Origin of the sequence: Actinomadura sp. NPDC048955 (assembly GCF_040649435.1) — a bacterium.
GTDB classification, from domain to species: domain Bacteria; phylum Actinomycetota; class Actinomycetes; order Streptosporangiales; family Streptosporangiaceae; genus Spirillospora; species Spirillospora luteofluorescens.
In genome coordinates, this window is record NZ_JBEZJI010000012.1 from 1 (window position 1) to 19,739 (window position 19,739).

At 72.4% G+C, this 19,739-nt stretch carries 23 protein-coding genes, 1 tRNA gene and 1 pseudogene; 14 read left to right on the top strand and 11 right to left on the bottom strand.

Annotated elements, in window-relative coordinates; translation table 11 throughout:
• The 3 genes from AB0C84_RS14410 to dnaN form a co-directional block, all read left to right on the top strand.
• A partial coding sequence (locus AB0C84_RS14410) for an AlkA N-terminal domain-containing protein (RefSeq protein ID WP_361065484.1) occupies positions 1-1,011 on the top strand: 1,011 nt, incomplete at its 5' end.
• Between the two features lie 10 nt (positions 1,012-1,021).
• Entirely contained in the window at positions 1,022-1,531 is a 510-nt protein-coding gene (locus AB0C84_RS14415) for a methylated-DNA--[protein]-cysteine S-methyltransferase (RefSeq protein WP_361065487.1), read from the top strand.
• 75 nt (positions 1,532-1,606) lie between these two features.
• A complete protein-coding gene (gene dnaN / locus AB0C84_RS14420; protein WP_361065490.1) occupies positions 1,607-2,752 on the top strand; it encodes a DNA polymerase III subunit beta in 1,146 nt (381 codons plus the stop codon).
• 28 nt (positions 2,753-2,780) lie between these two features.
• Here the strand turns inward: dnaN and AB0C84_RS14425 are convergent, their stop codons facing one another.
• Both AB0C84_RS14425 and AB0C84_RS14430 read right to left on the bottom strand, forming a co-directional pair.
• Complete coding sequence (locus tag AB0C84_RS14425; RefSeq protein WP_361065492.1) at positions 2,781-3,464, bottom strand: XRE family transcriptional regulator; 684 nt, start codon at positions 3,462-3,464, stop codon at positions 2,781-2,783.
• Positions 3,465-3,503: 39 nt separating this feature from the next.
• Entirely contained in the window at positions 3,504-4,697 is a 1,194-nt protein-coding gene (locus AB0C84_RS14430; protein ID WP_361065495.1) for an alpha/beta hydrolase, read from the bottom strand.
• Positions 4,698-4,782: 85 nt separating this feature from the next.
• Between AB0C84_RS14430 and AB0C84_RS14435 the strand changes: the two genes are divergently transcribed.
• The 3 genes from AB0C84_RS14435 to AB0C84_RS14445 all read left to right on the top strand — a co-directional run bounded on the left by AB0C84_RS14435 (position 4,783) and on the right by AB0C84_RS14445 (position 6,887).
• Positions 4,783-5,220, top strand: coding sequence for a MarR family transcriptional regulator (locus AB0C84_RS14435; RefSeq protein ID WP_361065498.1), 438 nt, complete (start codon positions 4,783-4,785; stop codon positions 5,218-5,220).
• 123 nt (positions 5,221-5,343) lie between these two features.
• Positions 5,344-6,009 carry a phenylalanine--tRNA ligase beta subunit-related protein gene (locus AB0C84_RS14440; RefSeq protein ID WP_361065501.1) on the top strand — a complete coding sequence of 222 codons (666 nt, stop codon included), beginning with the start codon at positions 5,344-5,346 and terminating at the stop codon, positions 6,007-6,009.
• Positions 6,009-6,887, top strand: coding sequence for an EamA family transporter (locus AB0C84_RS14445; protein ID WP_361065885.1), 879 nt, complete (start codon positions 6,009-6,011; stop codon positions 6,885-6,887). The genes AB0C84_RS14440 and AB0C84_RS14445 overlap by 1 nt, the downstream gene beginning before the upstream one ends.
• A 148-nt stretch (positions 6,888-7,035) precedes the next feature.
• On the opposite strand, the gene AB0C84_RS14450 is transcribed toward AB0C84_RS14445, so the two are convergent.
• The 4 genes from AB0C84_RS14450 to AB0C84_RS14465 form a co-directional block, all read right to left on the bottom strand.
• Complete coding sequence (locus AB0C84_RS14450) at positions 7,036-7,224, bottom strand: hypothetical protein (RefSeq protein WP_361065503.1); 189 nt, start codon at positions 7,222-7,224, stop codon at positions 7,036-7,038.
• 443 nt (positions 7,225-7,667) lie between these two features.
• Positions 7,668-7,755, bottom strand: a tRNA-Ser gene (locus AB0C84_RS14455).
• Between the two features lie 10 nt (positions 7,756-7,765).
• Positions 7,766-8,203 (bottom strand): tRNA adenosine(34) deaminase TadA, encoded by a 438-nt coding sequence (gene tadA / locus AB0C84_RS14460; RefSeq protein WP_179849534.1) that lies wholly within the window; start codon positions 8,201-8,203, stop codon positions 7,766-7,768.
• 37 nt (positions 8,204-8,240) lie between these two features.
• Positions 8,241-8,678, bottom strand: coding sequence for a hypothetical protein (locus tag AB0C84_RS14465; protein ID WP_258945134.1), 438 nt, complete (start codon positions 8,676-8,678; stop codon positions 8,241-8,243).
• 186 nt (positions 8,679-8,864) lie between these two features.
• On the opposite strand from AB0C84_RS14465, the gene AB0C84_RS14470 reads away from it, so the two are divergent.
• Positions 8,865-10,184: an alkaline phosphatase family protein gene (locus AB0C84_RS14470; RefSeq protein WP_361065506.1), complete on the top strand. Its 1,320-nt coding sequence runs from the start codon at positions 8,865-8,867 to the stop codon at positions 10,182-10,184.
• Positions 10,185-10,232: 48 nt separating this feature from the next.
• Here the strand turns inward: AB0C84_RS14470 and AB0C84_RS14475 are convergent, their stop codons facing one another.
• Together AB0C84_RS14475 and AB0C84_RS14480 are read right to left on the bottom strand one after the other, a co-directional pair.
• Positions 10,233-10,718: a tRNA adenosine deaminase-associated protein gene (locus AB0C84_RS14475; RefSeq protein WP_361065509.1), complete on the bottom strand. Its 486-nt coding sequence runs from the start codon at positions 10,716-10,718 to the stop codon at positions 10,233-10,235.
• A 145-nt stretch (positions 10,719-10,863) separates the two neighbouring features.
• Positions 10,864-11,076: a hypothetical protein gene (locus AB0C84_RS14480; RefSeq protein WP_179841659.1), complete on the bottom strand. Its 213-nt coding sequence runs from the start codon at positions 11,074-11,076 to the stop codon at positions 10,864-10,866.
• 194 nt (positions 11,077-11,270) lie between these two features.
• Here AB0C84_RS14480 and upp point away from each other — a divergent pair, with 194 nt between their 5' ends.
• From upp to AB0C84_RS14515, 7 genes and pseudogenes are all read left to right on the top strand, one after another.
• Complete coding sequence (gene upp / locus AB0C84_RS14485) at positions 11,271-11,909, top strand: uracil phosphoribosyltransferase (RefSeq protein ID WP_179845309.1); 639 nt, start codon at positions 11,271-11,273, stop codon at positions 11,907-11,909.
• A gap of 165 nt (positions 11,910-12,074) precedes the next feature.
• The gene (locus AB0C84_RS14490; RefSeq protein WP_258945182.1) at positions 12,075-12,335 is read left to right on the top strand and encodes a hypothetical protein; all 261 of its coding nucleotides are present in this window, start codon (positions 12,075-12,077) and stop codon (positions 12,333-12,335) included.
• A 101-nt stretch (positions 12,336-12,436) separates the two neighbouring features.
• Positions 12,437-12,595 (top strand): hypothetical protein, encoded by a 159-nt coding sequence (locus AB0C84_RS14495; protein ID WP_361065514.1) that lies wholly within the window; start codon positions 12,437-12,439, stop codon positions 12,593-12,595.
• A gap of 7 nt (positions 12,596-12,602) precedes the next feature.
• Positions 12,603-13,112: pseudogene (locus AB0C84_RS14500) on the top strand (PH domain-containing protein); the annotation flags it as partial.
• Positions 13,113-13,910: 798 nt separating this feature from the next.
• On the top strand, positions 13,911-15,353 hold the full coding sequence (locus tag AB0C84_RS14505; protein WP_361065517.1) for a helix-turn-helix transcriptional regulator: 1,443 nt from the start codon (positions 13,911-13,913) through the stop codon (positions 15,351-15,353).
• A 211-nt stretch (positions 15,354-15,564) separates the two neighbouring features.
• Positions 15,565-16,263, top strand: coding sequence for a FadR/GntR family transcriptional regulator (locus tag AB0C84_RS14510; protein WP_361065520.1), 699 nt, complete (start codon positions 15,565-15,567; stop codon positions 16,261-16,263).
• Between the two features lie 159 nt (positions 16,264-16,422).
• The gene (locus tag AB0C84_RS14515) at positions 16,423-17,676 is read left to right on the top strand and encodes an MFS transporter (protein ID WP_361065523.1); all 1,254 of its coding nucleotides are present in this window, start codon (positions 16,423-16,425) and stop codon (positions 17,674-17,676) included.
• Here the strand turns inward: AB0C84_RS14515 and AB0C84_RS14520 are convergent, their stop codons facing one another.
• The 3 genes from AB0C84_RS14520 to AB0C84_RS14530 all read right to left on the bottom strand — a co-directional run bounded on the left by AB0C84_RS14520 (position 17,677) and on the right by AB0C84_RS14530 (position 19,699).
• Positions 17,677-17,985, bottom strand: a complete 309-nt coding sequence (locus AB0C84_RS14520) for a type II toxin-antitoxin system VapB family antitoxin (RefSeq protein ID WP_179845315.1) — start codon at positions 17,983-17,985, stop codon at positions 17,677-17,679.
• 140 nt (positions 17,986-18,125) lie between these two features.
• The gene (locus tag AB0C84_RS14525) at positions 18,126-18,512 is read right to left on the bottom strand and encodes a cytidine deaminase (protein WP_361065526.1); all 387 of its coding nucleotides are present in this window, start codon (positions 18,510-18,512) and stop codon (positions 18,126-18,128) included.
• 242 nt (positions 18,513-18,754) lie between these two features.
• The gene (locus tag AB0C84_RS14530; RefSeq protein WP_361065529.1) at positions 18,755-19,699 is read right to left on the bottom strand and encodes an NADP-dependent oxidoreductase; all 945 of its coding nucleotides are present in this window, start codon (positions 19,697-19,699) and stop codon (positions 18,755-18,757) included.
• Between the last annotated feature and the right edge of the window lie 40 nt (positions 19,700-19,739).

Sequence of the window (19,739 nt, forward strand, 5' to 3'; positions counted from 1 at the left end):
GTGGCGTTCGCGGCGGGATTCGCCAGCATCCGCGCCTTCAATGACACCGTCCGCGAAGTGTTCGCGCTCACCCCGTCCGCCCTGCGCGACCGCGTCGCCAAGGGACATCCGCCCGCCGGGCCAGGTTCGCTGTCGCTGCGGCTGCCGTTCCGTGCACCGCTGTGTCCGGACAACCTGTTCGGGCATCTCGCCGCCACCGCCGTGCCCGGCGTCGAGGAGTGGCGGGACGGCGCCTTCCGCCGTGCCCTGCGGCTACCCCACGGGCACGGCATCGCCACCCTGCGGCCCCAGCCGGACCACGTCGCCTGCACGCTCAGCCTCAGCGACCTGCGCGACCTCCCCATCGCGATCAGCCGCTGCCGCTGGATGCTCGACCTGGACGCCGATCCCGTCGCCGTGGACGACCTCCTCCGCACCGACCCCGTCCTCGCGCCGCTCGTGGACAAGGCCCCTGGGCGCCGCGTGCCCCGCACTGTGGACGCCCCCGAATTCGCCGTCCGCGCCGTGCTGGGCCAGCAGGTGTCGACGGCCGCGGCCCGGACCCACGCGGCGCGTCTGGTCACCGCCTACGGCGACCCCATAGACGACCCAGGCGGCGGGCTGACGCACCTCTTCCCGACCCCCACCGCCCTTGCCGAACTCGACCCGGAGTCGCTCGCCTTCCCCAAGACCCGCCGCACCACCCTGATGACCCTTGTCGACGCCCTCGCCAAGGAGGAGATCGACCTCGGCGTAGGGAGCGACTGGGACGAGGCCCGCGCGCGCTTGTCCGCCCTACCCGGCTTCGGTCCCTGGACAGTCGAGACCATCGCGATGCGGGCCCTTGGCGACCCGGACGCGTTCATCCCCGGCGACCTGGGCATCAGAGCGGCCGCCGCAACGCTCGATCTTCCCGTCACCCCTGCGGCCCTCACCCGACGCGCCGCACAATGGCGGCCATGGCGCGCCTACTCCGTCCAGTACCTGTGGGCCACCCTCGACCACGCCATCAACCTGCTCCCCGCGAACTGAAGGAACCGCTGTGGAAACAACGCACGTCGTCATAGAGAGCGTCGTAGGACCGCTCACCTTGGTCGCCACGGACGGCGGACTGTCCGGGCTCTACATGGAGATGCAACGGCACCGCCCGTCCCAGGAGACCTTCGGCGCCCCAGGCGACCCCGAAGACGAACCCTTCGCGACCGTCGCCGAACAGCTCAACGCGTACTTCGCAGGCGACCTGACCGAGTTCGACCTGCCGCTCCGCCTCCACGGGACGCCCTTCCAGGAGCGCGTCTGGGCCGCCCTGCAGGAGATCCCCTACGGCCAGACCATCACGTACGGCGAACTCGCCGTCGAGATCGGCAGCCCCACCGCGTCCCGCGCGGTCGGCCTCGCCAACGGGCGCAACCCGGTCGGCGTCATCGTCCCCTGCCACCGCGTCGTCGGCTCCACCGGCTCCCTCACCGGCTACGGGGGCGGCCTCGACCGCAAGCGGTACCTCCTCGACTTCGAGCGCAAGGTCCAGGTCACCGAGAACGCGCTGTTCTGACCCTCGCGAAGGAATGTCGGAGCCCCGGGTTACCGTGCTCGTGAAGGCCGTCCAACCTGAGAAGGGCTGATCGAGGTGGAGTTCCGAGTCGAGCGCCAGACGTTCGCCGACGCAGTTGCGTGGGCCGCGCGGACGCTGCCGTCGCGTCCCGCGCTCCCCGTCCTCGCGGGCATGCTCATCGAGGTCACCGAGCAGGGCGAGCTCACCCTCGGCGCGTTCGACTACGAGGTGTCCGCCCACGCCACCGACGAGGCCGCCGTGGCGGAGCCGGGCCGCGCCCTCGTCCCCGGGCGGCTGCTGTCCGACATCGTGCGCAACCTCCCGAACCAGCCCGTGGACGTCCTCACCAAGGGCTCCGAGGTCGTCGTCCGCTGCGGCCCCGCCGAGTTCGGCCTCCTGACGCTGCCCGTCGAGGACTACCCCACCCTCCCCGAGCCGCCCGCCCGCGTCGGCACCGTCCCCGGCGACCTGTTCGCCGCCGCCGTCGCGCAGGTCACCCCCGCCGCCGGACGCGACGACACCCTGCCCATGCTCACCGGCGTCCGGATCGACATCGAGGGCGACACGATGTGGCTCGCCTGCACCGACCGGTACCGCATCGCCGCCCGCGAGCTGACCTGGTCCCCGGAGGAGCCCGGCTTCACCGCCGGCGTCGTCGTCCCCGCACGCACCCTCGCCGACACCGCCAAGGCGATCAGGCGCGGCGCGGAGGTCTCCATCGGCCTCGGCGGCACCGCCGACACCCTCATCGGCATCTCCGGCGGCGGACGCAGCATGACCAGCCGCCTCCTCGACGACCAGTACATCAACTACCGGTCCCGGCTCACCGGCACCTGGACGTCGGTCGCCGAGGTCCGGGTGGCCCCCTTCGTCGAGGCGATCAAGCGCGCCGCCCTCGTCACCGAGCGCGGCACCCCGATCCGGCTGGCCTTCACCGCCGACGAGGTCCGCATCCGCGCCGCCACCGGCGACTCGGCCCGCGCCAACGAGAGCGTCGGCGCCCAGCTCGACGGCGACGACATCGACATCGCGTTCGCCCCCCAGTACCTGCTCGACGGCCTCGCGGGCATCGACACCGAGTACGCCCGCCTCGAATGCACCGGCCCCACCAAGGCCGCCCTCCTCACCGCCATCCCCGACAAGAAGGACGACGAGCCCGACCCCGAGAACACCGACACCGGCTACCGCTACCTGGCCATGCCCGTCCGCCTGACCGGCTAGACCCCCGCGCGCCAGGTCCCTCCGGGGGTCAGAGGTCGAGGACGGCCAGGACGAAGCGGACTTCAGCGTCCTCCGCGTTGCCGTAGGAGTGGGGGCGGTCACCTACGAAGACGGCGGCCGTGCCGGCCTCGACGAGGTCCGTCCGGCCGTCCACGACCAGGGTGAGCGTGCCCTCCTGGACGTACACGATCTCCTTGGTGCCCGGTACGTGCGCGTCGCTCTCGCGCGTCTCGCCGGGTTGGAGCACCCAGTTCCACAGCTCCAGCGACGGCCGGGGGTCGCTGCCGGCCAGCAGCGTTCCCGTCCCGCCGTGTTCGCCCTGCCACAGCACGACGTGCCGCTCCGGCCGGAACATCCGCACCGGGGGCTCCTCCTCGACCTGCACGAGCCGGGTCAGCGGCACCCCGAGCGCGTCGGAGATCCGGATGAGCGTCCCCAGGTTCGGGTTGCCGCGCCCCTGCTCCAGCCCGACCAGCACGCCCTTGCTCACCCCGGCGCGCCCGGCGAGCTCGTCCAGGCTCCACCCGTGCCCGGCCCGCAGCGCCCGCACCGTCCGCGCGACGGCCTCGCCGATCGCCTCCGGCCCGCCCGACCCGGTCTCCTGCCCGCTCAACCCCGGCCTCCCGCCCGCACGGCCGCGCACGGGCCGTGATCCGACGTCCCCCACGATCCCACCATCGCCGGTGGGGGCGTGCGCCGTCTCCGCGCTCACGACTGAATGCTCACCACGGACCTGTACCGGTTCGCGTGGTCACGCGAAGCGGGGGACAGCGCCGGCGGCCAGGCCGTGGACCCAGTCGAAGATCACCTCGTGGGCCTGCTGGAGGGCGCCGTTCTGGCAGTGCAGGTGCCCGCCGTCGGCCTCGGCGAAGGTGTGCACCCGTGCCGAGCGGGCGCCGGTGAGCCGGGCGGCGAAGTCGTGGCCGAGCGCGGGGTCGTAGAAGTGCTCGCGCTCGGCCAGCAGGACGAGGCAGTCCGCGGTGATCTCGCCGGCCCAGTCGCGGTCGTCGAAGGGGCGCATCGCGTCGATCAGATCGGGCAGCGTCGCGGCGCCGAACGTCCAGAGCGCGTTGCCGATCCCCCAGCGGGCCTGGGCGTCGAACCTGCCGTACAGGGGGACGGCGCGGCGCATCCACCACGGCATGCGCTGGAACGCGCCGCGCACCGGCCGGGGCACGTTGTGCAGGAACGCGGTGAGCATGCCGGGGAAGTAGTCGTACAGGACGACACCGTCGTAGCGCGATTCGAACGCGGCGGCCCGGGCGAGGAGGTGGCCGCCGAAGCTGATGCCGACGCCGACCAGGAGCCGGGGCTCGACGAGGCCGCCCAGCCAGTCGAGCACGGCCCGGGTGGGGCGCTCCCATTCGGCGGTGAACGGCATGCCGTGCTCGCGCAGCGCCGACCCCTGTCCCGGGCCGGTGAACATCAGCACGCCGTGGCCGCGCCGCACCGCCGCGGCGCCGATCATGAAGTACAGCTCCTCAAGGGTGGAGTCGAAACCACCCTGCACGACCAGCACTGCGCGGGTGCCCGGGCCGACGGGCCGCATGAACAGAGCCTCCAGGTCGGCGCCGTCGTAGGGGATGCGGGCTCGGGTGACGTCCATGCCTAGGGCGTCCAGCCCGGCGTCGAACAGGTCGGCGCCGGCCGCGGTGCGGCGCGGGTCCGCCGCGTCCAGGAAGAACTCGGCCTGCCGCAGGTAGTTGGCGGCCCGGAGCAGCGCGGTGCCCCGGGACACGGGCTCGCCGTATGTCCGTCCTCGCGCCGCGACGCGGTCCGCCATCGCCGACCACTCGCGGTACCACGACTCGAAGTCGCCTCGGCGGACCCGTGCCATGACGGCGGCGACCTCGCCGAACTCGCCGCCGTCGTAGGCCGCGGCCCACAGCCCGCGCAGCGCCTCGAAGTCGAGCGCCGGCGTCCGGGAGAACCTGATCCTGCGCATCCCGACTCATTTCCGTGTCATGACACATATTCAGCGGGCGCCCAGCCTATGCATGTCATGACACACAAAGCAATAGACTCCCCCCGTGGAGCCCGTACTCGAACTGCTCATGGCCTTGAAGACCGCGCAGCGGGAGGTCGAGCGGCGGTTCAACCACCTGCTGCGCCCCCTCGGCGTCACCGCCGTCCAGGCCGAGGCGCTGCTGATCATCGCCGACGGGCAGCCGGTCTCCATCGCCGACCTCGGCGCCCGGATGGCCGCCGACCCCGGCCACCCCAGCCGGCTCACCGACCGGCTCGCCGCCGCCGGGTGGATCGAGCGCCGCCCCTCGCCGGCCGACGGGCGCCGGACCGACCTCACCCTCACCCCGGACGGCCGCGACCTCGTCCAGCGCATCGTCGCCGCCCGGCAGCCCTACTTCGACCGGGCGGCCGCCGCGCTCGTCGAGGCCGGCCTCGTCGACGTCCTGCCGGACGTCCGGCGCCTGCTCGACCTGGTCCGCGCGCTGCCCGAACCCGAGTGAGCGCCCAGGAGAACAACCGGCCGCGTCCGCGCGTTGGAGAGCAGGCCTCCCAGGAACACCCGTTCGGTCGGTATGATGAACTACTGAGTTCACTCAAATGACCGTCCGGAGGGGAGTAGCGGGATGTTGGAGCGGATCGTGGTGGACGAGGCCGTGCGGGAACTGCGTCCCGACTTCGCCGTGCTCGTCATGACCGCCGAAGGGCTGGAGAACGGCCCGAGCGACGAGGCCGGCGAGGTATGGCTGGCCGAGGCGGCGCTGGCGGCGGACGCGGACGACCCGCACGTCGAGGCGTGGCGCGCGGCCTACCGGGCGTTCGGGGCCAAGCCGCAGCGGACCCGGCCCTCGGTGGACGCGCTGCTGCGCCGCGCCGACGCGCTCCCGTCCATCAACAGGGTCGTGGACGCCTACAACGCGGTGAGCGTCGAGTACGCGCTCCCCATCGGCGGCGAGAACCTGGACGCCTACCGGGGCCCTGCGCGGCTGGTCAGGGCCACCGGCGACGAGCCGTTCGACGTGATCGCGGGCGGCGAGCCCGCGGTCGAGCACCCGAACCCCGGCGAGGTCGTCTGGCGGGACGACCAGGGCGTCACCTGCCGGCGCTGGAACTGGCGCCAGTGCGTCCGGACGCGGCTGACGGAGACCACGAAGAACGGCCTGTTCCTCCTCGAACGCCTTGAGCCGTACCCCCTCGACAGGCTGGCCGAGGCGGGCGACCGCCTCGCGGAGCGGCTGCGGACGATCTCGCCCGGGGTACGGATCGAGACCAGGCTGATCGGCGGGCGGTGATGGTCACGGTTCTCGCCCTGGCCGCCGCTCTCGCCTACGGGGTCGCCGACTTCCTCGGCGGCACCGTGACCCGCGGATCGACCGCGATCAGAGCCCTGACCTGGTGCGTTCCGATCGGGCTGGCGGTCGTGCTGGTGGCGGCGCTGCTCACCGGCGGGGACGTGAGCCCCGGGCCGATGGCCTGGGGATTCGTGGCCGGCCTCTGCGGCGGCGGCGGACTGATCGCGTTCTACCGGGCCCTCGCGCGGGGACCGATGAGCGTGGTGGCGCCGGTGTCGGCGCTGGCCGCGGCCGTGATCCCGGTCGCCGTGGGCGTCGCCGAGGGCGAGCGGCTGGACGCGTCCGTCCTGCTCGGCGTCCTGCTCTGCCTCGTCGCGATCGGCCTGGTCAGCATGGAGGCCGGCGGCGAGGGGGAGCCCGCGGCGGGCGCGGCCAAACGGCGGCGGCTCCTCGACTCGGGCCCGGTGATGGCCGGCCTGTCAGGTAGCTGCTTCGGCGTCTTCTTCGTCCTGCTGAAGGAGGCGGGGGACGGCACCGGGCTCTGGCCGATCGTCGGCGCCCGCCTCGGCAACCTCGCGATCGTGGCGGTCGCGCTGCTGTTCCTGGCGGCCCGCGGCGGCGACGCGGGCCCGAAGCTGTCCGGCCGGACGCTGATCGTCCTGGCGCTGCTGTCCGGCAGCCTGGACGCGGGGGCGAACGTGCTGTACTTCCTCGCGGTCCACAACGGCATGCTCAGCCTCGCGGCCGTCCTGACGTCCCTCTACCCGGCGATCACCGTCCTGCTGGCGAGAGTCGCCTACAGCGAGCGCCTGCGAGCCGTCCAACGCGTCGGCATGGCCGTCGCCGTAGCCGGCGTGGCCCTCGTCACGGTCGGCTGACGGCTGCTCAGGATCGCCGAGCCGCTCCCAGGAACTGCGACATCGCAGCTCCTGCCGAACCCCATCGGACTGAGACCGGGGCCCCAAGAATGGAGGCCCGGCAGATCTGCCGGGCCCCAGGCTGGACGACAGCCGGCGCTTGCGCCGACTACGGCTGCTCCTCGACGACGGTCGTGTCCGTCGTGCGCCGGGCGGCATCCGAGCCGGTCCGCCCGTCGCGGTCACCGGTCGAGACGCGGCTGCGGCCGCTGGCATCGATCTCGATCCCGAAGACGGTGGGGTTGTCGGGGTCGTCGAAGCGCTCGACGTTCGAGATCCCGAAAACGATTCCGCTCATGGCAGTTCACCTTTGTTTCTGGTCTGGTCGCCTCGTCCGTTCGATGTCCGGACGAGCCAGCCGTGTGTTCGGCTGTAGATGACTGTGCGGCCACGGCGGAAGAACGCACGCACGGACGGCTGCCGGTGGCCGGAACGCGGCCGGGAAAGCGCGAAGGCCGCCGTCCCGGGTTCGGGCGGCGGCCTGGGCGGCGGCGGTGGGCATCGAAACGCGCCAGGCGCGAAAGCGAAGGGCGCTTCTCAAGGAACCCGCGCGCTGACCAGGGCGAGAGGCCCCGGCCGCGACAGACGCCGTCACTCCCTCGAAGCCCGGCGACCGTGTGGCGGGACTCCTCCGGGGACTCGCCGGGGACTACGACGACCCCGAAGGCGGCTGGAAAGCGTCGAGGGCGGGACCGTGGGCCCCGCCCTCTGTGCGTCTGGCCAGTTGGACGACCATCTGGGTGGCGGTGGTGGTGGGATTCGAACCCACGGAAGCTTGCACTTCACACGCTTTCGAGGCGTGCGCCCTCGTCCACTAGGCGACACCACCGCGGGAGAGCCTACCCGACTCTGCGGTGCGCGAAGAACTCGATAAGCGGGGCGGCGCACTCGTCGGCCATCACTTCGGCGATCACCTCGGGGCGGTGGTTGAGGCGCCGGTCGCGGACGACGTCCCACAGCGACCCGACCGCGCCCGCCTTCGGGTCGACCGCGCCGTAGACCACGCGGTCCAGCCGGGCCTGGACGCACGCCCCCGCGCACATCGTGCAGGGCTCCAGCGTCACGACGAGCGTGCAGCCGGTCAGCCGCCACCCGCCGAGGACCGCCGCCGCCCGCCGCATCGCGACGATCTCCGCGTGGCCGGTCGGGTCGGTGGTCCGCTCGCGCTCGTTGCGGCCCGCTCCGATGATCTCGCCGGACGCGTCCAGGACGACGGCGCCGACCGGGATCTCGCCGTCCGCGGCCGCCTCGCGGGCCTCGTCGAGGGCCCTGAGCATCGCCGGCCGGAACGTCCCGGCGACCGGATCGCGCGCGTCAGTCACGGAGGCGGTCGAACTCCTCGCCGAATCCGGCCTGCTCGGCGACGGCGAGGAGCGCGTCGCCGGGCAGGGCGCGCTCGCCGAGTTCGCCGAGGCGCCTGGCGCCGACCCCGAGGTCTTCCAGCAGGGCCGCGTCGCCCGCGGCGTCGCCTTCGGGCACCTCGCCGACGAGCTGCTGGAACAGCGAGCCGAGCCCGTCCTCGCGGACGGCGGAGATGTAGGGGCGCGGCTCGTCGTCGCGGTCGAGCCGGACGACCGCGAACCAGTCGTCGTCCTGCTCGATCAGCAGCACGACGGGGTCGCCGTAGGACTCGACGGCGGCCTCCCGCATCAGGTCGGTGACGTCGTCGACGCTTTCCGCCTCGTCGAGTACGGCCTCGGTCCCGACCCAGCCCTGGGGGGTCTGTGCGAACACGGCGGCGAAGTAGGACACGTGCTCATTGTGACCCAAGCGGTCTGCCCGCTCCCACCCCCGGTGCGCGGGAATCGGCGGCCGGGTGCCCGGAAGCGGTTGTGAATAAACTTCGCGTTCTTGTCCGGTGACGGACGCCCGGCGTCCTTCCCCCGCTTCACGCGAGTCCGCATACTGCTCAGCGATCGCCATCCCGGGAGGAGTGCCATGGGTGCGGACGAACTGACCAGGCGCGGGTTTCTGGCGGGGACGGCGGGCACCGCGGCGATCATCGCGGCGGGCGCCGCCGGCGGGTCGTCCGCCCAGGCCCACGCGGCGGAGACGGCCGCCGCCAGGCGCGCCCCGGTCGCCGAGCTGCCCGATCCGGAGGAGTCCGGCATCGACCACATCGTCGTGGTGATGATGGAGAACCGGTCCTTCGACCACTACATGGGTTGGCTGCCCGGTGCCGACGGCCGCCAGGCCGGGCTCACCTTCACCGACGCCGACGGCAACGCGCACGACACCCATCACCTGAAGGTGCCGTGGGGGTGCGGCTTCAACGACCCCGACCACTCCTACCAAGGCGGGCGGACGGAGTACAACGGCGGCAAGTGCGACGGATGGCTGCGCGCCGGCGACAACGACGTGTTCTCCATCGGCTACTACGAGGGCCCCGATCTCGGCTTCCACGGCCGCGCCGCCCTCGACTGGACGGTCTGCGACCGCTACTTCCCGGCGATCATGTCGTCCACGTTCCCCAACCGGATCTTCCAGCACGCCGGGCAGACCGACCGGACCTCCAACTCGCTGACGATCTCCGAGACCACCACGATCTGGGACCGGCTCAAGGCCGGGGGCGTCTCCTGCCGGTACTACTTCAGCGACGTGCCCTTCACCGCGCTGTGGGGGCTGCGGCACCTCGACATCAGCCGGAGCATCACCGAGTTCCGCGCCGACGCCCGCGCCGGCCGGCTGCCCGCGGTCAGTTTCGTCGAGCCCGGCTTCCTCGGCGAGCTGTTCCTGCCCGGCATGTCCGAGGACGAGCACCCGCTCGCCGACATCCGCTTCGGCCAGGCGTTCCTCAACGAGGTCTACACCGCGCTCGTCACCTCGCCGAACTGGCCCCGCACCCTGTTCGTCATCAACTACGACGAGTGGGGCGGGTTCTTCGACCACGTCCCGCCGCCGGAGGGCCCCGACCCGCGGCCCGACCTCGGCACGGGGCTGCGCGGCTTCCGCGTTCCCTGCCTGCTGATCTCCCCGCGGGCGCGGCGCGGCGCCGTCGCCCACGAGGTGTACGACCACACGTCCGTCCTGAAGGCGATCGAGTGGCGCTGGGGCCTGGAGCCGCTGACCGTGCGGGACGCCGCGGCCCGCAACATCGCCGAGGTCCTGAACTTCGACGACCCGCCCGACCCGCACGCGCCCCGCTACGACGCGAAGCGCCCGATCAGCCTCGGCTGCCTCGACCCGCAGCACAGCCACACCGGCGACGACTGGGCGGGTCTGAGCGACTACGCCCGGCGCAACGGCTTCCCCCGCTGACCGCCGGGCACGGCGGTGGGCAGGAAGCTGAGCCGGGCGGCGGGCGGGTCAGGGGACGGTGTCGAGGGCGCGTTCGAAGGCGGGGGCGAAACCGATGCGGCCCGCGATGCTGAGGAGCATCTCGTCCGGGTAGAGCTCCAGGTCGCCGGAGATCGCGCCGAGCTCCATCTCGTCCAGCCCGAGATCGGCGAAGATCGACATGTCGCCGACCGGGAGGACCTGGTCGAGCTCCTCCTCGTCCGGGATCGGGATGTCCAGGTAGTCCAGCACCTGGCCGGCGAGCGGCCAGTCGACCGAGGCGGTGACGTCCGACAGGAACACCATGACCTCGTCGCCGAGCAGGCGGATCGCGACGAAGAAGTCGTCGCCGACCGAGACCAGCCCGACCGTGCCGCCGAGGCTCGGCTGCTGGCGCAGGGCATGGATCAGCCCCGCGAGGTCCTCGGTCAACGCCACCGGAAGGATCTCGGCCTCCCAGCCCTCGTCTTCCCGATACACCACGACGGCGAAGTCCGTCGCGTCCACATCCGTCATTTCCACCCCACCGGCGCGTCTCCTGCCAGGGCATGGTCGCAGATGCGGCGCGCACTCGCGTGCCCCACCACCAAACTCGCCGCCGCACCCGGGGGTGAGGTCGGGAGTCAGTGGTGCCCGGCGGCATGAACCTAACCGATCCGGATCAATTGATGCGGAACGTGCGGCGGCGAAGCGCCGCGTGGATCCGCGCACGGCGGGACCGGTGCGGCGTCACGCGGCGGCGCAGCTCGCGGGCCTCGGCGAGTTCGCGCAGGAAGACCGCCCTGCGGCGCAGGTGCTCGCGCACCTCCTCGGGGGAGATGTCGCCCTGGGGGCCGGGACGCGGAGCGGCGTCCTCGCCTGTGACTTCGGTCACCGTCGTGTCGGGAGCCGGGGGTTCGGTACCGCGAGCCGAGGCGGGAGCGGGCGGATCGGGCGCGGATTCCCGGGCCCGCGAGCGGCCGCTCGGCTGCTGATCGCTCTCGCTGTTCATAGTGCCATCCTGCCCAGCTCAGCGGCGTCCTATCCTGGCGCCCCGGACCGCCCCGCGTGGTGGGCTACGGTGAGCGCATGCAGACCCTCGCCGTCGATCACCCCCTCGTCGCGCACAAGCTGACCACGCTGCGGGACGTCCGCACCGACTCCCCCACGTTCCGTCGCCTGGCCGACGAGCTGGTCACCCTGCTCGCCTACGAGGCGACGCGTGACGTCAGGGTCGCCGAGGCCACGGTGCAGACGCCCCTCGTCCCGGCGCGGGGCGTCCAGCTCGCGAGCCCGAAGCCGCTCGTCGTGCCGATCCTGCGCGCGGGCCTCGGGATGCTGGACGGGATGACGCGGCTGCTGCCCACCGCCGAGGTCGGCTTCCTCGGGATGATCCGGGACGAGGGCACCCTGCAGGCCCAGACCTACGCGACCCGGCTGCCGGACGACCTTTCCGGGCGGCAGTGCTACGTCCTCGACCCGATGCTGGCGACCGGCGGGACGCTCGCCGCCGCCATCCGGCTGCTGGTCGAGCGCGGCGCCGACGACGTCACGGCGCTCTGCCTCCTCGCCGCGCCCGAGGGGCTGAAGTACCTGGAGCAGGCGTTCTCCGACATCTCGGCGCCCATCAAGGTGGTCACGGCCGCGATCGACTCCCACCTCAACGAGCAGGGCTTCATCATGCCCGGCCTCGGCGACGCGGGGGACCGGCTCTACGGCGTCGTCTAACCCCGCCGGCAGGACTCCGTTTCCCCGACGTGACCTGCGATGTTCGTTCCCGACGGCAGGGGGTACCACCACCCTTACGGAACGCGAGCGCGCGTTCCCCTCCGCCGTCCCGGCACAGGGGACCGTCACGGACCGGGCGGCGCGAGCGAGCATCGGGGACACATGATGGCTCACCCAGGGGACGGCGACCTGCCGCGCTACACCGAGATCGGGGAACGGCTCACCGAGGAGTTCCACGAGGTCCACAGCGCGGACACGGTGGAGCGGTGCGTCTCCGCCGCGCGCTACGGCGCGGAGGAGGTCACCGGATCGGCTCCGCCCGACCTCGTGGAGCGGATCGCGCGCCGGCATCTGGAGGTGCTGGCGACGGTCGCGGCCGAGAAGCGCCGCAAGTCCCGGCGATCCTCGCTGGACAACGCGCCCTGACGTGCCGGAAGACGCCGCGCGCCGTCGCGCTGCTTTGCCGCCCGGGTGGGCTGTGCGAAACTGAAACCGGGGTCCGTGGGTCAACGCTCCGGGAGGCAGCTGTGCCGGCCAAGAAGTACCTCACGTGGGCCGCCGTGGCTTTCGTGGCGTTCTACGTCATCACGCAACCGGACGGGGCGACCGAATCGGTGGAGCACGCGGCGATGGGCATCTCCTCGGCCGCCGACTCCTTCGCCACCTTCGTCAACTCGCTCGCCTGAGGCAGGCATGAGACTCGTCACCCCCGGCGACTCCGCGCCGGCGTCCGTCAACAAGTACCTGCTCCCCCACGAGAACCAGGTGATCACGGTACGGCGCCACCCGGCCGTGCTGATGGTCCCGGTCGGCCTCCTGCTCGGCGGCCTCATCCTCGCGGGCCTGCTGAGCCAGACGCTCGCCGAGAACGGCGGCTCGGTCTTCAGCTGGGTCTGGTGGGGCTGGCTGATCCTCCTCGCCTGGTTCGTGTGGCGGGTCGCCGAGTGGTCCGTCGACTACTTCGTCATCACCAACCAGCGGATGCTGCTCACCACGGGCCTCATCACCCGCAAGGTCGCGATGATGCCGCTGGCCAAGGTCACCGACATGAGCTTCAAGCGGACGATCGCGGGTCGCATGCTCGGCTACGGGGAGTTCGTCCTGGAGTCCGCGGGCCAGGACCAGGCCCTCACGAACGTGCCCTTCCTGCCCTACCCCGAGCAGCTCTACCTCGAAGTCTGCGAGATGATCTTCCCGAACAAGAACCCGGCCCCGGAGGAGGCGCTCCCCCCGCCCCCGCCGCCGCGCCGGCCCCGTCCGGCGGAGGACGCCGACGCGCAGGACGCTCCCACCGCCACGCTGCCCAAGGGCGACGACCCCGACGGAGAGATCTAGGGCCCGTCCCGAAGTGGCTCCGGTCAAGCGCGCGAACGCGTGACCTGGCCGGCGGAGCGAGGCCGGAGGCGAGCGGAGCCGGGCGGATCGCGAAGCGATGCCGCGTTCGCCCAGTGCCGGTCACGTAGCGAGCCGCCAGGCGAGCGAAGTGGGCCGGGACTTTGAAACACAGCCTAACGTGGGAGAGCCGGGCACGATCGTGCCCGGCTTTTCCGTTGCCGCAGGGGGCCGAAGGGGAACGCGCGGCCATCTGAGAGCATGCAGGGCGGCCAGGCGTCATCGGACGCGACGCGGCCGCACCCCCGGAGACCGGACGCGGCGATCAGCGGGCGGCACCGGCCCCTTGCGGGCTGGGAGCGATCCCAAGCCCGCGCGGGAGAGCGCCGGACGTCCGGTACTGGCCGGAAAACGTAACGGGCCGCCCAATATCGGCGGTCTCTGCGATCTTGCCGGGACGGTCGGATACCGTCGGCGAATGACAGAACGTCGCGATCGACCGGAGGGGCCGCCGGCGCGAACCGGCGAACCTCGCCGCGGCGCCGTGCACGCGGGCCTCCCGGCCGTTCGCTTCTCCTGTCGCTTCCTTGCTCTCGATGTGTGATAACCCGCAATGTGCAATCATGTCGGCACCCCAGCCGCCTGTTTACTTCCGCTAAGTGAGTCCACATGCCGGGTCCAGGCAACGTCGGCGAACGTGTCCGCAACCTGCGGCTGACCAGACGCTTGTCGCAGGCACAGCTCGCCGGTCACGACCTTTCCGACAGCTACATCTCTTTGATCGAGTCGGGCAAGCGCACACCGACGCCGACCGTCCTGCGCATGCTGGCCGAGCGTCTCGGCTGCACTCCCGAGTACCTCGCCGAGGGCGTCGAGCCGGAGCAGCGCGCCCATCTCGAGGTGCGGGAACGCCACGCCCATCTGGCGCTGCTGCGCGGCGACCCCGCCACGGCCGAGGCCGGCTTCGACGAGGTGATCGCCCGCAGCGACGACCCCGACCTCACGGCCCGCGCCCGTCTGGGCCGCGCCCGCGCCCTCGAGGAGCTGGGCCGCACCGACCGCGCGATCGCGCTGTTCGAGGAGCTGCGCGAGCAGGCCGAGCGCGACCCGGGCCGGGCGAGCTGGCTGCCCCCGGTGATCGCGCTGGCCCGGGCGTACCACACGGTCGGAGACCTGGGGCAGGCCATCGCGCTCGGCGAGCGCGCCCTCGAACGGCTGGAGTGGCTCGGCCTCCACGCCGGCCACGAGTACACCGAGGCCGGGCGCATCCTGCTGCTCGCCTATGTGGATCGCTCCGATCCCGTCCGGGCCCACGAACTCGGGCGCCGCCTCCTGCACCCCGAGGGGACCGAGGACGCCGAGCCGCTGAGCGTCCACTACCAGCGCGCCAGCCTCCGCGCGCTGGAAGAGGGCGCGGTCGGCGACTCCCTGTACTTCGCTGACCAGGCCCTTGCCGCGCGCACGGACACGACGCCCATACAGGCCCACGCGCGCCTCGCCCTCGCCGGAGCAAAGGCGCTGCTCAGGGGCGTTGAGCCGTTCTCCGCAGCCGCGCAGCCCGACACGCGGCCGTCCGGTGAGTACGGGTTCGAGCGTCCGCGCCAGGAAGGAACGCGTGAGGCGGCCCAGGAGGCGCTCACTCTCCTCCAGGACGCGACCGGCCTCGACGACGCCGAGTCCACCGAATGCACCATCGCCAAGGCCCGCGCACTCGTCCTCGTCGGCGATCTGGACGAGGCGATCGCCGCGCTCGAACAGTTCCTCGACACCGGCATGGCGCTCTCCGCCCCCACGAGCGGACACTCCATGGCGCCGCAGCCCGCCGACGAGCTGGGCGTCCGCACCCAGAAGACCGTTCTGGCCCGCTTGGTCCTGGCGCGCGCACGGGTGGCCCAGGGCAACACCTCGGCCGCCCGGGTCGTGCTCCGCGCCGCCTCGGAACAGCTGGTGACCCTTTCCGAGGGACGTCCCGCAGCGCACCTCTACAGGGAACTCGGCGAACTCTACGAACTGATCGAGTCGCCTGACGACGCTGCCACCGCTTACCGCCAGGCCTTGGAGGCGGCGGGTCTGTCGGTCTTCAACCGCGTCGCCCTGAGCGCCCGGCACTAGCCCGCTCGCCCGCGGGGAGGACGGGCCGCCGCGGTAACGCGTGCCGCCTCGTCTCGCCGTCGGGGTCGCCGTCCCGTTCATGCGCCCACCCGGTCTGGATCGACGCTGCCCGGATACCTCCGCGAGCCGCGTGCCGACGGGGCGGAATAAAACCCGGGTCGGGGATGTCGTATCATCGAAACATGGGATGACTGGTTGACTGGAGGTTCGAGTGACTCTGCGGACGGCACGGCGGTCGTCGCTGGTCGACCAGGTGATCGACCAGCTCAGGGATGAGATCACCGGGGGCGGCTGGCCGGTGGGCGGAAAGATCCCGCCGGAGCCCGTGCTGTCGGAGACGCTCGGGGTCGGGCGCAACACCGTCCGGGAGGCGGTGCGGGCGCTGACCCACGCGGGTCTCCTGGAGAGCCGCCAGGGCGACGGGACGTACGTGCGCGCGACGAGCGAGCTGTCCGGGGCCGTCCGGCGGCGGCTGGAGACCGCGGAACTCGTCGAGATCCTGGAGGTCCGGCGGGGGTTCGAGGTGGAGGCGGCCCGGCTCGCCGCCACCCGGCGCACGGACGCCGACATCGCCGCCATCGCGGTCGCCCTCGCACGCAGGGACGCGGCGTGGGCGGCGGGCGAGCACTCGGCGTTCGTCGAAGCGGACCTCGAATTCCACACCGCCGTGGTCGAGGCCACCCACAACCGCGTCCTGACGGACCTGTACCGCGACTTCAGCGCGGCGCTCCGGGCCAGCATCGGCGCGGCCGGGAGCCTGCTCGAACACGCCGACGTCCCGCACGGCCCCATCGCCGCGGCCATCGAGGCGGGCGACGCCGACGCCGCCACCCAGGCGACCCACGCGTGTCTCGACCAGATCCTCGCCTCGACCGTCCCCCTGCCCGGGACGGCTCCGCAGGAGACCTAGCACGACAAGCGCAAGCCCGCACCGTGACGGGGGCGTGACCCGCTCACCTCACGAGGCGGCCGTCGTGGTGCCCGGCGACGGACATGGGCACCGGAACGCAGCAGAAGCAGCTCGACGCAGAAGAACCTGCGCTCGAAGCGACCGAGCAACGAAGGTGACATGAACAGCTCTACGACTCCAGGTTCCCGGGCCGCGGCCGTGTGGTCGCTCGTCGGCCTGGTGCTGCTGACGATCAACCTGCGTGCCGCGATCACGGGGATCTCGCCGGTGCTCGGCGACCTGCGGGACGCGTTCGGGCTGTCGGGGGCGGAGGCCGGCGTCCTCACCACGCTCCCGGTGCTGTGCCTGGGCGTGTTCGCGGCCGCCGCCCCGGCCGTCGCGCGGCGGTTCGGCACCGAGACCGCGATCGCCGGCTCCCTCGTCATGATCACGACGGGGATCGTGCTGCGGGTGGCGCAGTCCCCGGTCTCGCTGTTCGTGGGAACGGTCCTGGCCGGGGCGGGGATCGCGATGGGCAACGTCCTCATGCCGGCCATGATCAAGCGCGCGTTCCCGTCCCGGCTGGGCTCGCTGACCGGGCTCGCGATGATGCTGATGGCGGCCAGCGGCGCGATCGCGGCCGGGCTCGCGGTGCCGCTGGAGGAGGCGGGCGGCTGGCGTCTCGCGCTCGCGGTCTGGGCCGTCCCTTCGCTGGTCGCCGCGCTCGTGTGGGGCCCGCTCGCCGTGCGGAGCCGCCGCGCTCCGACGGCGCCGGTCACCGCCCCGCGCGCCGGGGGATCGCTGCTGCGCTCGCCGACGGCCTGGTTCGTCACCGCGTTCATGGGCCTGGCGTCGCTGATGTTCTACGTGCTGATGTCGTGGCTGCCGGAGGTCATGCGCGACGCCGGCTATCCGGCCGCCACGGCCGGGATGATGGTCTCCACCATGATGATCGCCGGGATCCCGCTGGGCTTCCTGGTGCCGGTGTTCGCCGCCCGCCTGCGCGACCAGCGCCCCCTCGTCGTCGCCGTCGCGGCCACGATGGTCGTCGGCCTGGTCGGGCTCCTGCTCGCCCCGTCCGCCGGGTGGACGTGGGTCGTCATCCTCGGCATCGGCACCGGCAGCGCCTTCCCGCTGGCGTTCACGCTGCTCAGCCTCCGCTCACCGACCCCGTCCGCGGCCGCGAGCCTGTCGGGGATGGCGCAGACGGGCGGCTACCTCCTCGCCGGGACCGGTCCGCTCGCGGTCGGGGTCCTGCACGAGGCCACGGGCGGCTGGAACGTGCCAGTGGCCCTGCTGCTCGTCCTGGTGGTCCCGGAGGTCGTGGTCGGGCTGCTGGCCGCGCGCCCCGGGTTCGTCCGCCCGGCCCGGCCGGCGACGCCGCTGGTCGAGCCGAAGGCCCTCCGGGCGCCCGAACCCGCGCGCACCCGCTGATCAGGAGAAGTCGACGGCGTCCAGGTCGAGGACGCGCGCGTGCAGGACGAGCCGCTGGTGCAGCGCCGCCCGGAGCGCCCGGTGCAGGCCGTCCTCCAGGTAGAGCTCGCCGTGCCACTGGACCACATGGGGGAACAGGTCGCCGTAGAAGGTGGAGTCCTTCGACAGCAGCGACTGGAGATCCATCTCTCGCTTGGTGCTGACGAGCTGGTCGAGGCGGACCTGGCGAGGGGGGATCTTGGCCCAGTCCCGGGACGAGAGACCGTGCTCTGGATAGGGCCTTCCTTCACCCACCGCCTTAAAGATCACCCTTCGAGTCTACGGGCTCCCCAGGGCGCGGAGAAGGCTCGCAACAACATGCGTCACTCCGCTTTCCGCGTTCGGTAAACCAGTTACCGCCCAGCTCAGCCCGCCCGTGACTTAGTGCCGGGCCCGTCCGGAGCGGCCGTTCACGACTGGTGGTCAGACCAGATGTAGGCGCCGGGAAGCAGCTCGGCCACGGGCACGGCCCGCAGAACGCCGTCCGTGTCGACGATGACGTGGATGGCCGGAAAGTAGTCGAGAAGGACCTGCCGGCACCGCCCGCAAGGAGGCATCACCCCGCGGTCGCCGCCCCCGACCGCGACGACCGCGTCCAGCTGGTGCGCGCCCTGCGCGGCGGCCGTGCCGATCACGGCCAGCTCCGCGCACGGCCCGCCGGTGAAGTGGTGGACGTTCATCGCGGTGACGATGCGTCCGTCCCGGGCCCGGGCGGCGGCCGCCACCGTGTGCTCGTCCCCCCGGCTGCACTCGGCGGCCACACGCCCCGCCGCCTCGACGATTTCGTAGTCGACCATCATGTCCTTCCCAGCGTCCAGAAGATCCCGCGAGCGGTGCCGCGCACCGGCCACTGCGCGCCGACCAGGTGGCGATGGTGTTCGAGCATCGCCGGCCACAACGGTCACAGCGCGTCGAGGTCCTCCGGCGTTCCCGTCGCGATGCCGATGTCCATGATCGCAGCCTAATCGCCGTGATCTTCCTGAGACGGACGCGGCCGACAGGGCCGACCTCGGTGATGCCCCAGGCGCTTCCGGCAGCGTCAGGCGGTGGCCGGCAGGACGACGACCTTGCCCGGGAGAGTGCCCGCGGCCGCCCGGGCGTGGACCGACGCCAGGTCTGCCAGTGCGACGCGCTCGGCGACGTCGACGGTCAGCGCGCCGCGGTCCACCCGCGCCACGAGCTCGGACAGTTGCCCGGCGTCGCTGCGGACGAAGAGGTCGATGCCCCGCACGCCGCGCTCCTCGTCGGCCGGGGCGGGCATCCACACGGTCGTGCTGACCACGACGCCGCCGTCGCGGACCAGACCGGCCAGCGCGGTGAACTCGGCGGGGTCGATCGGCGCGAGGTTGAGCAGGACTGCGACCGGTTCGGTCACCGCGGTGGTCACCTCGGTGGTGGTGTGGTCGATGACCTCATCGGCACCAGCCGCCTTGACGCGCTCGATGCTGCGAGGGCTGCCGGTGGCGATGACGTAGGCACCTGCCGCCTTGGCCAGCTGCACCGCGTAGCCGCCCACGGCTCCGCCCGCGCCACTGATCAGGATCCGCTGCCCGGCCTTCAGTTCGGCCTGGTCGAAGAGCGCCTGCCAGGCGGTGAGACCGACCAGGGGCAGCGCGGCCGCGTCGGCGAGCGGGATGCTCGTCGGAGCCGCCGCCAGGATCCCGGCGGGCGCCAGGACGTACTCCGCCGCGGCGCCATCGTCGACGAACGGCAGGAAGCCGACGATCCGGTCACCGATCTCAAGGCCGCCGACGCCCTCGCCGAGTGCGTCGACCGTCCCCGCGACGTCCAGGCCGGGGATGTGCGGCAAGGTCAGGGGCATCGGGTCCTGCATGAACCCCGCACGGATGTTGCCGTCGACGCCGTTGAACGTCGTCGCGGCGACGTGGACCCGCACCTGCCCGGCGCGCGGCACCGGAAGGTCGACGTCCTCGTAGCGAAGGACCTCGGGATCGCCGTACTCGTGGAATCGAACCGCCTTCATTTGTGCTGCCTCATCTCCGATCGAGCGAGTGCTTCGAATC

Excerpts from the sequence above, each read along its gene's own strand:
- AB0C84_RS14430 (WP_361065495.1), bottom strand. The coding sequence starts at position 4,697 with ATGCGCAGGATCAGGTTCTCCCGGACGCCGGCGCTCGACTTCGAGGCG.
- AB0C84_RS14440 (WP_361065501.1), top strand. The coding sequence starts at position 5,344 with ATGTTGGAGCGGATCGTGGTGGACGAGGCCGTGCGGGAACTGCGTCCC.
- AB0C84_RS14445 (WP_361065885.1), top strand. The coding sequence starts at position 6,009 with ATGGTCACGGTTCTCGCCCTGGCCGCCGCTCTCGCCTACGGGGTCGCC.
- AB0C84_RS14450 (WP_361065503.1), bottom strand. The coding sequence starts at position 7,224 with ATGAGCGGAATCGTTTTCGGGATCTCGAACGTCGAGCGCTTCGACGAC.
- tadA (WP_179849534.1), bottom strand. The coding sequence starts at position 8,203 with ATGCTCAGGGCCCTCGACGAGGCCCGCGAGGCGGCCGCGGACGGCGAG.
- AB0C84_RS14470 (WP_361065506.1), top strand. The coding sequence starts at position 8,865 with ATGGGTGCGGACGAACTGACCAGGCGCGGGTTTCTGGCGGGGACGGCG.
- AB0C84_RS14475 (WP_361065509.1), bottom strand. The coding sequence starts at position 10,718 with ATGACGGATGTGGACGCGACGGACTTCGCCGTCGTGGTGTATCGGGAA.
- upp (WP_179845309.1), top strand. The coding sequence starts at position 11,271 with ATGCAGACCCTCGCCGTCGATCACCCCCTCGTCGCGCACAAGCTGACC.
- AB0C84_RS14490 (WP_258945182.1), top strand. The coding sequence starts at position 12,075 with ATGGCTCACCCAGGGGACGGCGACCTGCCGCGCTACACCGAGATCGGG.
- AB0C84_RS14505 (WP_361065517.1), top strand. The coding sequence starts at position 13,911 with ATGCCGGGTCCAGGCAACGTCGGCGAACGTGTCCGCAACCTGCGGCTG.
- AB0C84_RS14515 (WP_361065523.1), top strand. The coding sequence starts at position 16,423 with ATGAACAGCTCTACGACTCCAGGTTCCCGGGCCGCGGCCGTGTGGTCG.
- AB0C84_RS14525 (WP_361065526.1), bottom strand. The coding sequence starts at position 18,512 with ATGGTCGACTACGAAATCGTCGAGGCGGCGGGGCGTGTGGCCGCCGAG.
- AB0C84_RS14530 (WP_361065529.1), bottom strand. The coding sequence starts at position 19,699 with ATGAAGGCGGTTCGATTCCACGAGTACGGCGATCCCGAGGTCCTTCGC.